This window comes from Acutalibacter sp. JLR.KK004 (genome assembly GCF_036941085.1).
Lineage (GTDB): Bacteria > Bacillota > Clostridia > Oscillospirales > Acutalibacteraceae > Acutalibacter.
On sequence record NZ_JAYMNQ010000002.1, the window covers coordinates 362,521 to 375,332 of the forward strand.

16 protein-coding genes are annotated in these 12,812 nt (G+C 56.3%); all 16 read right to left on the reverse strand.

Annotation, left to right across the window (positions count from 1 at the left end; genetic code table 11):
* Positions 1 to 55: 55 nt before the first annotated feature.
* Positions 56 to 844: a flagellar biosynthetic protein FliR gene (locus VSQ30_RS16230; RefSeq protein WP_334465470.1), complete on the reverse strand. Its 789-nt coding sequence runs from the start codon at positions 842 to 844 to the stop codon at positions 56 to 58.
* A 3-nt stretch (positions 845 to 847) separates the two neighbouring features.
* Complete coding sequence (locus VSQ30_RS16235) at positions 848 to 1,108, reverse strand: flagellar biosynthetic protein FliQ (RefSeq protein ID WP_160642422.1); 261 nt, start codon at positions 1,106 to 1,108, stop codon at positions 848 to 850.
* Between the two features lie 27 nt (positions 1,109 to 1,135).
* Positions 1,136 to 1,819, reverse strand: coding sequence for a flagellar type III secretion system pore protein FliP (gene fliP, locus VSQ30_RS16240; RefSeq protein ID WP_502876299.1), 684 nt, complete (start codon positions 1,817 to 1,819; stop codon positions 1,136 to 1,138).
* A 20-nt stretch (positions 1,820 to 1,839) separates the two neighbouring features.
* Positions 1,840 to 2,214 carry a FliO/MopB family protein gene (locus VSQ30_RS16245; protein WP_160642421.1) on the reverse strand — a complete coding sequence of 125 codons (375 nt, stop codon included), beginning with the start codon at positions 2,212 to 2,214 and terminating at the stop codon, positions 1,840 to 1,842.
* A 6-nt stretch (positions 2,215 to 2,220) separates the two neighbouring features.
* Positions 2,221 to 2,586 (reverse strand): response regulator, encoded by a 366-nt coding sequence (locus VSQ30_RS16250; RefSeq protein WP_160642420.1) that lies wholly within the window; start codon positions 2,584 to 2,586, stop codon positions 2,221 to 2,223.
* A gap of 41 nt (positions 2,587 to 2,627) precedes the next feature.
* Positions 2,628 to 4,088, reverse strand: a complete 1,461-nt coding sequence (gene fliN / locus VSQ30_RS16255; protein ID WP_334465478.1) for a flagellar motor switch protein FliN — start codon at positions 4,086 to 4,088, stop codon at positions 2,628 to 2,630.
* On the reverse strand, positions 4,078 to 5,100 hold the full coding sequence (locus VSQ30_RS16260) for a flagellar motor switch protein FliM (protein WP_160642419.1): 1,023 nt from the start codon (positions 5,098 to 5,100) through the stop codon (positions 4,078 to 4,080). The genes fliN and VSQ30_RS16260 overlap by 11 nt, the downstream gene beginning before the upstream one ends.
* A 3-nt stretch (positions 5,101 to 5,103) precedes the next feature.
* Entirely contained in the window at positions 5,104 to 6,012 is a 909-nt protein-coding gene (locus tag VSQ30_RS16265; RefSeq protein WP_334465482.1) for a flagellar motor protein MotB, read from the reverse strand.
* Between the two features lie 55 nt (positions 6,013 to 6,067).
* Complete coding sequence (locus VSQ30_RS16270; RefSeq protein ID WP_334465484.1) at positions 6,068 to 6,874, reverse strand: motility protein A; 807 nt, start codon at positions 6,872 to 6,874, stop codon at positions 6,068 to 6,070.
* 56 nt (positions 6,875 to 6,930) lie between these two features.
* Positions 6,931 to 7,149, reverse strand: a complete 219-nt coding sequence (locus VSQ30_RS16275; RefSeq protein ID WP_160642416.1) for a flagellar FlbD family protein — start codon at positions 7,147 to 7,149, stop codon at positions 6,931 to 6,933.
* Positions 7,150 to 7,237: 88 nt separating this feature from the next.
* Entirely contained in the window at positions 7,238 to 8,584 is a 1,347-nt protein-coding gene (locus VSQ30_RS16280; RefSeq protein ID WP_334465488.1) for a flagellar hook-basal body complex protein, read from the reverse strand.
* Between the two features lie 121 nt (positions 8,585 to 8,705).
* On the reverse strand, positions 8,706 to 9,077 hold the full coding sequence (locus tag VSQ30_RS16285) for a TIGR02530 family flagellar biosynthesis protein (protein WP_160642414.1): 372 nt from the start codon (positions 9,075 to 9,077) through the stop codon (positions 8,706 to 8,708).
* Between the two features lie 36 nt (positions 9,078 to 9,113).
* The gene (locus tag VSQ30_RS16290; protein ID WP_334465493.1) at positions 9,114 to 9,716 is read right to left on the reverse strand and encodes a flagellar hook assembly protein FlgD; all 603 of its coding nucleotides are present in this window, start codon (positions 9,714 to 9,716) and stop codon (positions 9,114 to 9,116) included.
* A gap of 29 nt (positions 9,717 to 9,745) precedes the next feature.
* Complete coding sequence (locus VSQ30_RS16295; RefSeq protein ID WP_334465495.1) at positions 9,746 to 10,864, reverse strand: flagellar hook-length control protein FliK; 1,119 nt, start codon at positions 10,862 to 10,864, stop codon at positions 9,746 to 9,748.
* A gap of 183 nt (positions 10,865 to 11,047) precedes the next feature.
* Positions 11,048 to 11,494 (reverse strand): flagellar export protein FliJ, encoded by a 447-nt coding sequence (gene fliJ, locus VSQ30_RS16300; RefSeq protein ID WP_334465497.1) that lies wholly within the window; start codon positions 11,492 to 11,494, stop codon positions 11,048 to 11,050.
* Between the two features lie 14 nt (positions 11,495 to 11,508).
* Positions 11,509 to 12,810, reverse strand: coding sequence for a flagellar protein export ATPase FliI (gene fliI, locus VSQ30_RS16305; protein ID WP_160642410.1), 1,302 nt, complete (start codon positions 12,808 to 12,810; stop codon positions 11,509 to 11,511).
* Between the last annotated feature and the right edge of the window lie 2 nt (positions 12,811 to 12,812).

Here is a 12,812-nt window from a genome sequence, read left to right on the forward strand (position 1 = left end):
TTCGTTTTGGGAAATGGTTTTTTATGGATCCCTCCCGGTTTTGGAGGGGCTGGGGCTACCCGCCGGCGATTTGGGACACAGCCTTCTCCAGCTCTGAAAGCATGGTGGTTTCCATTGCCAGGATGTATTCGCTGAAGGTGGAAAGCAGGAAGAACAGGATGACGGTGCCTACCAGCACTTTTAACTCAATGTTAATCGCAAACACGTTTATCTGGGGGATGACCTTCATCAGAACCCCCATGCCTATCTGGCCCATAAACTCCGCCGCCAGGATGGGCATACAAAGCTTCACCCCCATCAGGGCGCAGTCTGCAAAAATTTCCACCACCCGCTCCGCTGTGGCCTCCCCAAAAGCTGCCGCCCCAAAGGGCACCAGGTTTCCGGAGGAGATCATCAGCCGCAAAAGGGTGTAATGCCCATTAGCGGCAATGAACAGGAGCATGGCATAAATATTCAGCAGGTTTGCCGAGGGGGTCATGTTCCCCTGAAAGCCGGGGTCATAGGTGGCGGCCATGGCAAGGCCCATCTGTTCGTCCATAACCGTACCGGCCAGGGCTGGGATAAAGAAAAACATCTGCATGATCATGCCTACCATGAAGCCCAGGCCCAGCTCCAGCAGAATTTTTACCATCAGCTCCAGCAGGGTGCCGGGGGTTGTCACAACGCCTGTATAGGCATAGCTTACCGACACGCTTAAAAGCATAATAAACCCGGCCTTGAAATACCGGGGGATATTAGACCGGCTGAACAAGGGGGTAAACAGCACAAAGCCCGACATGCGGGCTGTGATATAGATGAACAGGGTTAAGCTGTCCCAATTTAACAGATTGTCTAAATTGCCCATAGGTTATGCCCGGATCAGTTCCAGCAGTTCCCTGGCATATTCCTGGAGGTTTCCCAGCATCCAGTCCCCGCCGATAACCAGGAACAGCCCCACCACCACCAGCTTTAAAATGAAGGAGATGGTCTGTTCATGGATTTGCGTGACGGCCTGTATGATGGCGGTGAGCACGCCCACTGCCATGCTCAGCAGCAGCATTGGCCCTGCCAGCCGGATGACAACACCGATGCCGTCCCGGAATACGTCTACAACTTGCGTGGTCCCCATACTGCCACCTGCCTTTCTCTATCTGCCTCAGCGGAATGTCTGCACCAGGGATGAAAACACCAGTTCCCAGCCGTTCAGGGTGATGAACAGCAGGAGCTTGAAGGGTGTGGAAATCATGGAAGGCGGCAGCATGACCATGCCCATGGACATAAGGGTGGAAGCCACGATGATGTCGATGAGCAGGAAGGGGATATAGAGGTAAAAGCCAATTTCAAAAGCCCTTTTCAGCTCTGAGGTGGCAAAGGAGGGCACGATAATCCGCAGGGGCAATTCCCTTGCCTCCTCCTCTGTATCCGGCTTGCTGATACCCGCCATCCCGCAGTACATGTCCAAGGAGGATGGCTCTGTCTGCCGCAGCATAAATTCCTTTAGAGGGGCTTTCGCCCGGTCGAAAAATTCCTCCTGGGTGATTTCCTCGTTGATGTATGGCTCGTAAGCCTCTGCCTGCACCTGGGAAAGCACCGGGCCCATGGTAAACAGGGTTAAGAACAGGGCAAGGCCCACCAGCACCATATTGGGCGGCGTCTGCTGGGTGCCCATGGCGTTTCGCAGGAACGACAGGGAAATCACATATCTGGTGAAGGATGTACACATGATCACCAGGGAGGGCAGAAGTGTGATAATCGTAGTTAAAAGGATGATGTCCAACACCTGCACGCTGTCGCCGTTGATGTTTACAAGATTGTTCAGGTTGTCAAGGCCGCTGTCCAAACGCTGTCACCATCCTTTCGTCATTTTTTTGAGGGAAAGCTCCCTTTCAGTATCTGGGCAAAGCTGGGAGCGCTGTCCCCGCCCGGGGGCTGGCCCTCCAGCCACTGTTTTGCTTCCTCCTGGGAAAGCTCTGTCAGCACCTGGATGCTCCCGCCTGTCACGCCTAAAAGCAGGCAGCGGCTGTGTACACGCACCAGCACCAGGCGTTCATTTTTGCCCACGTTCCGCTGCCACAACAGGGCCATGTTTTCATGGGCTTTTTCTCCTGACCGGGGAAATCCGGGCAGGCCCGGCAGGCCCCGGCGGGCGATAAGGCGCGTACACCAATAGGCCAGCACCAGCACCACCCCTATGGTCAGCAGCATGCCTAAGAGCGATAAAACTCCCTGGGGCATGGTTCCTTACGGCTCCCCGACGATGGAGGAAACCGTCTTCATAATGCGATCCGGCTTAAAGGGCTTTACGATAAAGTCCTTGGCCCCGGACTGGATGGCTTCGATAACCATGGCTTCCTGGCCCATGGCAGAGCACATAACCACGTTGCAGGCGGGGTTCTTGGCCTTCATAGCCTTCAAGGCCTCCAGGCCGTCCATGTTGGGCATGGTGATGTCCATGATTACCAGGTCGGGGGAAAGCTCCGTGAACTTTTCTACGGCGTCGGCCCCGTCCACAGCCTCGTGGAGGTCAGTATACCCATTTTTGCTCAGGGTATCCTTGATAACCTTGCGCATGAATGCAGCGTCGTCAACTAATAAGATCTTTGCCATTGTAGTTCTCCTCTTTTCTTAGTTTGGTTCGTATCTGGCGCTCATTTTAACTGAGCCACATCCTCCAGATCGGGTTTTTTGAGTATTTCTGTCACCCGGATGCCGAAGTTGTCATCGACTACCACCACATCGCCCCGGGCAATACACTTGCCGTTGACAAACAGGTCTACCTGATCCCCTGCCAGCTTATCCAGCACTACCAGGGAGCCTTTGGCAAAGGCCAGGATTTCCTGTACCCGCCGCCGTGTGCGGCCTATTTCCACCGTGACCTCCAGGGGCACGTTCATAATCAAATCCAGGTTTTCTGCCTGCTCCTGGCTTAACTCCTGGCCATTTTCCAACCTGGGCATTTTCGGCTGCTGGGTGGGAATGACCTTGGGATCTGCCGGCTGGGGAGCCGGGGGAGCGGGCCAGCCATAGTAGGGCGGGGGATAGTATCCCGGGTACCCGGGATATCCGCACTGCTGCCCTTCCTGCCCCGGGTAGGGCGGGTAATAGGGCGGGGGCGCCATGCCTTCGGGAGGCATGGCCGCGGGAGGAACAGGCGCGGGGGCCGCAGGGGCCGGGGCTGCGGGAGCCGGGGCCGGGGCGGCAGCAGGCGCGCCTCCTGCCAGCATTTTCTCGATTTCCTCCTGGCTCATCACGCCGCCAGAGGACGGGGCGGGAGCCGGGGCCGGCGCGGCGGCAGGCGCGCCCCCCGCCAGCATCTTCTCGATTTCCTCCTGGCTCATGACACCGCCAGAGGACGGGGCGGGAGCCGGGGCCGGCGCGGCGGCAGGCGCGCCTCCCGCCAACATTTTCTCGATTTCCTCCTGGCTCATCACGCCGCCAGAGGACGGGGCGGGAGCCGGGGCCGGCGCGGCGGGAGCGGGTGCAGGTGCAGGGGCGGGAAGGGTTTCTTCCTCTGTATCCAGGCCAAAGCCTGCAATCAGCTCCTTTGCCAGCTCTACGGAGATGACGTTCATAAATTCGCTCTTGAGCTTGCCCTCAATGCTCAAGGCAAAACGAACCGCTACAATGGGTCCGGACTCTATCGGCATGCGTTCCTTTTTGAACGCGTCCAGGTCATATACGTCAAAGGTTTGCGGGGTGGAGATATTGACCACACGCCCCAGGAAATCTGACAAGGCGGTAGACGCCGCGCCCATCATCTGGTTCATAACCTCGCAGGCCGCGCTCAGGGTCAGGTCATCCAGCACGAAGTCCTCCAAGGGGGTATCCGTACCCATGAGGATGTCCACAATGACCTTGATATCGCTTAGGCGCAGCAGCATGATGTTGCTGCCCTCCAGGCCCTCTACGTATTTGATTTCAACGCCTACGGCAGGTTCAATGGAGCCTAGCGAGAAGTCCTCCACATTCACCACTTCCACAGTGGGCGTGGTGATATCCACCCTGTGGTCCAGCAGGTTGGATACGGCTGTGGCCGATGAACCCAAGCTGATATTCATGATCTCGCCGATAGCGTCTAATTCTATTGGTCTAAAAACATCATTGCTCATTTTCCAAACTGTCCCTTCTCTCGGCGTTATGATATACCTCTTTGATCTTCACCGCTAATTTCTTCTCGCTTACGCCCATCAGGCCGTCAAACCATTGGTTCCCGCCTATGCGCAGGAACACCGGGCTGTCCTGCTTCTGGTTCAGGTCTATGACATCCCCCACGCTGAGGCGGTAGACATCCCCCAAGCGCAGGCTGGTGCGGGCAAGCTCGGCGTGTATCTCCAGGGTGGAATCCCGCAGGTTGTCCATAATTTCCCCGGAGTTGTCCTCCTCGTGCGCCCGCTTGGCGGGGTTGTCGGCGTTGATTGCCGCGAAAACATTCATCAGCACCATTCCTGGCAGGCAGATGCTGATACGGCCCTCCACGTTGGGGAATTTCGCGCTTAGCTCCACCAGCACGACGGTTTCGTCCATGCCGATAAGCTGCACCAGGGTGGGGTTTGTCTCCACCTTGCCGAACTCAAAATCCAGTTGGATGTAGTTTTCCCAACTGCGGCCCATGATGGAGACAAAATCCTTCACCAGGCTTTCATAGAGTTTTAAGTCCAGATCCGTGTAAACGTAATCGTCTGGCAGATCATCCACCACATCCCCGTCCCCGCCAGTCATGCGATCCATCATGCTGACCATGAAGGGGGTGCTTACATACATTAGCACAGGGGTTTCCTCTACTTCCCCCTTCAGGTTCAGGTGGGCGCTGGTAAGCACCATGGTGTCTGTCAGGGCGTTGGCGAACTCGAAATACCGCTGCTCTTCCACGCCTTCCACTTCCACCTCGCAAGTGGCCCGGGCAAGGCCGTTTATGCGGGTGTTGAGAACGCGGGAATAGTTATCAAAAATGCCGCTGAGCATTTTCAGCCTGTCTTTTGTAAACTTCCGGGGGCTGGAGAAATCATACTTGCGGTATTTTTTCTCCGGGGCCTCTTCCTTTTTTGGAGAAGAATCGCCGCCCCCGCCGTTCATGGAGTTTAGAAGCGCGTCAATCTGCGCTTGTGATAATACCTCCGCCATGGACTACCCCTCCTGCCCTTCTGTGTTACTCAGCCCGGCGTCATGGGACGTACTGGATTCCTCCTGGCTGGCAGAAGATGGGGCAGAGGATTCGGGCGCTTGCGCCTCGCCCTTTACAAGCGTATGGTACTGTTCGATGCTGTCCCCCAGCTTATCCAGCATGTTTTTGCCGGAAATGATCATTTCCACCCGGCGGTTCCTGGCACGGCCGGCTTCGCTGTCATTGGGGGCGATGGGCCTGTGCTGGCCATATCCCTCGCTGACCAGGCGGGCTGAATCCAGCACGCTGGTGTGCTCCTGGATATAGATGACAGTATTGGTAGCACGGTTCGAGGCCAGGAACCGGTCTACCGACGGGGTATTGGGCCGATCCGCGTTGGCCTGGGCGGTGTGGCCCAGCACCCGGACTTCGTCGATGTATGGGGCGGCATTGTCCAGCACGCCGCAGACTACATTGAGGGTTTCTTCGCCTGCCGGCTTGATGACGTATTCCTCGCCGTCAAAGAACACAGTGTCGTCAAAGTTTACATACACCACGCCGTCGCCTTTTGTTACCTCAATGTTCTTGCCGGAATCCTGGATATACTGCATGAGCATCTGGTACAGATCCTCCATGGCGCTGTCCACTTCCTTCTGGGCGGCCTGGGCATCTATCTCCTCCGGGGAGAGGGTATCGGAGGAAGCGTTCGGCAGCAGGGGATCGGCGTTAGGCCCGTCGTTGCCCTTTGGATCGGTCGGGGTTTCGATGGCGTCCGGATTGAAGCTTTGCACCAGAGCTTTCCACTTGTTTTCGTCTACAGTGGACATGGAATACAAAAGCACGAAGAAGCATAACAACAGGGTAACCATGTCGCCATAGGTGTCCATCCAGTTGGCGCCGCCGCCACCCCCGTCGCTCTTTTTCATTTTCATGGCAGCAAGTCACTTCCTTTACCTAGTTTCTATACAGGGCCGCAGGCAGGGAAGTTTACTCGCCGCTGCCTGCTCCAATCTTTTCGCGCTGCTTCTGCGCCACGAAGGTTAAGAGCTTTTCTTTGAGCATTTTGGGGTTTTCACCAGCCTGGATGCAGGTGATGCCCTCTACGATAATCAGCTTTATGAGCACCTCGTCCTCGTCGCGGACGCGGAGGTTGTTGGCGATGGGGCTGAAAATCATATGGGCCAGCACGCAGCCATACAGGGTGGTGATAAGGGCAACGCCCATGTCCTTGCCGATGGTGGAGGAGCCTGAGGTGGGGTCCATGTTTTGCAGCATGTTGATAAGGCCCACCAGGGTGCCCACCATGCCGAAAGCCGGGGCCACCGCAGAGCCTTTGTCATACAGGGCCGCAGCCGCGTTGTGCCGGGCGGACATGCATTCTATATCATTCTCCAAGGTGGCGCGGACCCGGTCGGGGTCGTTGGCGTCCACAATGAGCATAATAGCCTGTTTAAAGAAGGGGTCTTCCTCCTGGTTGGCGTGTTCTTCCAGGGCCAGCAGGCCGTCCTTACGGGCAATGCCCGCCAAATCCACCAGGCGGTTGATAACCACATCCGCTGTCATTTTCGGATTTTTCAACAAAATGCCGAAATGCTTGGGAATGCTGAGGACAGTTTTCAGCGGGAAGCTTGCCATCACGATGCCTAGCGTACACCCGATAACGATAAAGATACTGGATGGGTCCACAAAGTTGCCTAACAGTGTAAAGTTCATGGCAGGGAACGGGTCAAACGCCATACCCACCAGCATAACGGCCAGAGCCAAAACCAGGCCGATTAAATATCCTATGTTCATAAAACGTCACCCTCATTCAGTCGATATTCCCGGGCGCTGTATGTCAGCGTCTGCGCTTATCTTCTAGCGTTTGTTACGGTTACTTCCCGGCGGATGTCCATTACCTTGGCGTTATAGTCCGCAATCTTCTGAATGATCTCCTGGGCGCTTTCTTCTACAAGGTAAAAGTCGTGGTTCATCATGACCACCTTTGTGCCGGGGATCATCTCGATACATTCGATCTGCATGTGGTTCACCAAAAACCGTTCCTTGTTTGTTTTAGTCAGTGTGATCATCCAGTTCATCGCCTTTCTCAATACAGCCACGCCGAAGCGGGGATGAAACCTCTGGGATTTTCCCCGCTTTTGGTGGCCTTGTTTATTTTTATCGCTTCATGTTGACCAGTTCTTCCAGCATGGTGTCTGTAACGGTTACGATACGGGTATTGGCCTGATAGCCGCGCTGTACGAGAATCATGTTGCTGATTTCAGAAGCAAGGTCTGTGCCGGAGGACTCCAGGCCGCCGGTGATCAGGGTGGTGCCGCCGGAATTCAAGATGCCCAGATACTCGCCCAGCACACCTTGCCCTCCTTTAGTGGGGTCATTGGGATCAGTGGGACGCCAGCCCAGGCTTTTCTTTACCACTTTGCCGTTCGCGTCTGTATACTCCCCATGGGAATTCTGCACCGCATGGCCGATAGAGGTGGCGTGGACCTGGCCCGCGCCTTCCAGGGCCTGATAGTAGTGGCCGTCGATGTGGGAAACGCCGTTGGGGTTATCTACCTTGGCGATGGCGATGTATCCGCAGACAACCACCTTGCCGCTCTGGGTGGTGGCGGTTACGCGGCCGGACTTTTCATCGATGCTGATGTTGTCCACCAGGGCGCGGCTTTCGTCAAGGAAGGTAGAGTTCGTCGTGTCAGCAAACTCCCAGGGATCTGTGGCAGGATTAGGGTTGGCGGGATCTTTTGGCACCTGTCGGTAACCAGGGGAAACGCAATCTCCCACCTCTTTGTGGAGCCATTCATTGGCGTCTATGGTATTAGTAGTATCGTTTTCGTCAGTTTTCAGCGTAATTTGCGTTTCTTTGCCATAAATATCCTGGATTGTAATTTGTTTTCCTGCCTCGGGTTTATCTTTGGTGAAGAACACCTGGCCATTGTCATCCGTGTAAACATAGCACTCTTGTTTTACGGTCATAGGCAGGCGCATGGCGGTGAGATGGGGCTGGCCCTCGTACTGGGGCACCCAGTCGCCATCATCGTTCTGCACCATTTTCTCGGTTGCCAGGTAACCATATACCACCTTGCCGTTGCCGTCTACCAGATAGCCCTGGTTGTCAAAGCCAATGTCGCCATGGCGGGTGAGGAGCATGTCTTTCAGGTCGGAGCTGTTGGAAATCACATTGTTTTTGTCGCCCACAATGAAGAAGCCGTTGCCGTTGATCATACAGTCGCCGTTGAAGCCTGTGGGGGTGAAGTTTTTTGTGCTCATGTCCAGGTCGATGGTGCCGATGGAGGCGCCATAGCCGTTCTGAGCGGGGTTTCTGCCGCCCACGATGGTGGTGCCGTCAGAACCGCCGCGGACGTTGGAGTACATGGACTCCAGGAATGTATAGCGCGAGGCCTTATATGCGTTTGTGTTTACGTTGGAAATGTTGTTGCCGATTACGTTCAACGCGTTCATGTGAGCGCGCAGGCCGGCAACAGCGGAATACATTGCACCAGTCATAGGGATAATTTCTCCTTTATAATGTGGGCGCTGCCGGCAGGCGGTCATTCGGGCCGCCTGCCATAGCATCCCGTGGGGGCGGAAAGCCCCCGGTGGGTCCGGCTATCTGTATAATTTATTTTTACAGGAGCACAGCGCCGTCAATGTTTGTGAAAATATTCTCCTTCATCTCATCCTGGCTCATGGTTGTGATGACCCGTCCGTAAGGGACGTTAATGATGAAGGCCTGTGTGGCGTCAAATGCCAATATGTTTTTAGCGCCTTTTTCCTGGGCCTTTTCCAGCGACCCCGCCAGTTTTTCCATCAAGGTGGGCGTCAGCTCGATTCCCCGTTCTTCTGCCCGGGAAATGGCATGTTTGGAAAAGTTCACCTGGTTTTGCAGCTCTCCCTGCAGCACCTGCCCAAAGCTTTGGCGCTGTTTCTGGGAAGCCGCTGCCTGCTTCGTGCCAGGGGCATTGGCAACCCCCGCCCCCCTTGAGATTCTGTCAATCATGGTTGGGCCATCCTTCCTCTTGCAACTAGCCCGGGCTTATATGGCAGACGGGATATTCATATTGCCATCAGGCTTTACGCCGTTGTCGCCGCCTGTGGAACCGGATCCTTCCGTCCCGCCAGAGCCTTCTGTTCCGCCGGAACCATCGGGTTTATCCGTTGCGCCGCCGTCCGGGTCGATCTCCTCTTTCTGTTCGGGGAGCTTGCCTACTGCCATAATGTCGGTGAGGTAGTAGGTGTCCTCGCCCAGGAAAATTACCTGCTTGCCGTTTAACGTGCCGGTGCCTGTTACAACGCCCTCGATTTCCTCATATCCCTTGCCGCCCGCAGCCGCCTTGGCCACAGTGACGGTCTTCCCTACCAGGGAAGCGGCATAGGTCATAACAGTGGACTCGCTTATCAGGGAGTTGATGTTGTTGATGGCGGTTACTACGGACATCTGCACAAGCTGGTTCATCATGTCCGAGGTGGACGCCGGGTTCTCCATGTCCTGGTTCTTAAAGCCCGCTACCATCAGGGTGAGGAAGTCGGTCATGTCCAGGTCGGAGCCAGCTTTCTTGTTAGTGCTCTTGTCTGCCACCTTGTTGGTGGTTGGGACTTTCATAATGGTTGCAAGGTCGCCCATGTAATCATTTGCCATGTGCTGTCCCTCCTTTCAGTTGGTTTTGCTTACTCCTCCTCTTTATCAACCAGCCCTAAACGGAGCTGCTGGATAAAGTCTTCGGAGGCCGCCTGCTTCTGGGGCTTCTGCTGCTGGTTCTGCTGCTGCCTGTTCTGTTCGTCGGGGTTCAGGAACTGGTTGAGCTGCTCCTGGGGATCCTGCTGCTGCACCTCAATGCGCACTTCGCCCTGGTTCCCTGCTGCCAGCAGGCTTTGAAGGCTCCCGCTGTTCTGCTGCAGAAGATCTGTGGCCTTCTGGCTTACCGCGCCCAGCACCACATGAAGGGCGCCTTCCTGGGTGCGGGTGATGGAAATCGTCATTTTACCCAGGTTTGCCGGGGCCAGGTTGATTTCCACATGGGTGTCGCCCTGCTCCAGCATCTGGCCCAGCCTGTTCACAAGCTGCTGGGGGGCGTCTGCCTCCTCCGGGGCCACAGGCTCGTAGTTCTCCCCTACCTTTACAGGGGCTGCCGTCTCCCGCTGGAATACGGGGCGGGCGCCGTCATACCAGATTTCCTGCACGTCTGTGTCAGCATCCTGAGCCTGATCCGCCACAGGGGTGGTTTCGCTTTCCACCTGAAGCTTTGGCTGCTCCTGGGGCCTTGCCTCCACCTCTGTTTCAGGAGTTTCGGGCTGGGGCTCCACTGGGGCGACTGGCTGTTCAGCCTCTTGCAGTACAGGCTGCTCCTGGGGGATTTCCACCTCCAGCTGCTGCGGAGCAGCGGCCTGCTCCTGCACGGCTTCCGGAAGCGCCTGCTCCTGGAGTATGGGAGCCTGCTCCTGCACGCCTGCCAGGGGATCAGCCCCGGCCGGGATCTGCTGGCCGTTTTCCGCGGGGAGCACGTCAAAAAGCACCACCGGCTGGGACATTACCAAGCCTGCGGCTACCTCCTGGCCCTCCTCCGGGACAGCTTCCTGTTTCCCGTCCTGGGGCTGCTGGGGCTGCTTCTCCGCTGTTTCCCCGTCCTTTTTTACGGCGGGCTTCTCCTGCTTGTTCTGCTGGGCATGCTCTGTCAACATGTCTTCAAACTGCTTGGCGATTTCCTCGGAAGAAGCGCCCTGGGATGTTCCCTGGCTGCCGGGAGCGCCGATGTTCAGCATTCCCTGGAAGAAAGAATTCACCTGCATTTTGTCCACCTCCTTTCTGTATCCGTGCTATCTATGTGTACGCTGGGCCTCCCCAGCCTTATACGCCTGTTTCAGAAAAACCGTCAAGCCGGTGTTTTTCGGGAAACACCGACAAGTCACACTTTATTATACACTATCTTTTTCTGGCTGTCATCAGTTTTTACAAAAAAAGTTGCACAGTCTTTACACATGCTGCGCCGCCCGCCTTGCGCTGACCAAATCATCTATCAGCTTTTCCTCCTCTTTGGCTAAGGCGCTGTTATACTCCCCTTGCTTTATCTCTTTGAGCCGCTCCAAAGTGGAGGTTTCCTGTTTGGCCTCCACCACCCGCGCCCGTTTTTCTTCTTCCAACTGCCGCAGCCGCCGGAGCTTTTCCTCTTCCCGCTGCACAGCTCTTTCCAGCACTTCAATGCCCATCTGGTACTTCATGGCGTCAACAACCGTCATGCCGGCGGCCTGCTTTTCCCGGTATTCCTCCAGATAATCCCACAGATTCCCTCGGGCCTCCTCCAGCACGTCCTCCTGCCGGTGTACCTGTGCCAGCACCTGCCCATGCTCCTGGAGGCGGGTGTCCAGCACCTGCCCTTTATAGCGCAGGACAGTATCCAACTGGAATTTAAACTTCTTCATGGCCCATCACCCCTTTACTGTAATATTTTATGTAACTCCGCCAGGCACTGTTCGTAATTGAAAACCTCTTTGGTGCCCTGCATGAGGAAGCCGTTTATCTCGTCAATCTTGGTTAAGGCAAAGTCCAGCTTCTGGTTGGTGCCCGCTTTATAGGCGCCTATAGAGACAAGGTCTGCGTTCTGGTTATATATGCTTAAAATATCCCGCAGCCGGGAGGCAAGCCGCTGGTGCTCTGTGTCCACGATTTCCACCATCAGACGGGAAATGCTGGCCCCGATGTCAATGGCGGGATAGTGGTTCTGGGCCGCAAGCTGGCGGGACAGCACGATATGCCCGTCCAGAATGCCGCGCACGGTATCGGCAATAGGCTCGTTGGTGTCGTCGCCTTCCACCAGCACTGTGTAGATGGCGGTGATGGAGCCTCGCTTGAAGTTGCCGCTGCGCTCCAAAAGCTTGGGCAGCTCCGCATAGATGGAAGGGGTGTAGCCTCTGGCCACTGGCGGCTCCCCAATTGCCAGACCGATTTCCCGCTGGGCCATGGCGAAGCGGGTGAGGGAATCCATCATCAGGAGCACGTCGTACCCCTGATCCCGGAAATACTCGGCAATGCCCGTGGCAACCGAGGGGCATTTCATCCGCAGCATGGCGGGCTGGTCGGAGGTGGCCACCACCAGTACAGAGCGGGCCATGCCCTCCTCCCCCAGGTCTTTCTGCACAAATTCCAATACTTCCCGCCCGCGTTCGCCCACCAGGGCGATAACGTTGATATCTGCTTTTACGTTTTTGGCTATCATGCCTAAGAGCGTGCTTTTGCCTACGCCGGAGCCTGCAAAAATGCCCATGCGCTGGCCCTTGCCGATGGTAAGGAGGCCGTCGATAGCCTTGACCCCAAACTCCATGCGCTCCCGGATGGGAGGACGGGAAAGGGGGTTTATGTAGGAACTGCCGATGCAGTAGGAATCGCCGCCCTCAAAGGCACCCATGTCATCTATGGGCTGGCCCAGGGCGTTGATAATGCGGCCCTTGAGGAAAGGGCCTACCCGCATACGGAGCTGGTGCCCGGTGTTGCGCACGAAATTCCCGGAGGAGATTCCGGTCATCTCGCTGTAGGGCATCAGGAGGATGCGGTCATTTTTGAACCCCACCACCTCCGCGGGAATCTGCCCTCCGGACTCGCCGCTGTAAATACGGCAGATGTCCCCTACAGCCGCGCGGCTGCCGGAGGCCTCAATGGACATGCCCACGATATTCTCAATTTTGCCGGTGTGGCCGATGGTTTCAGCCTGCTGCACCCGGCGGATGGTATCCTGAAACATGG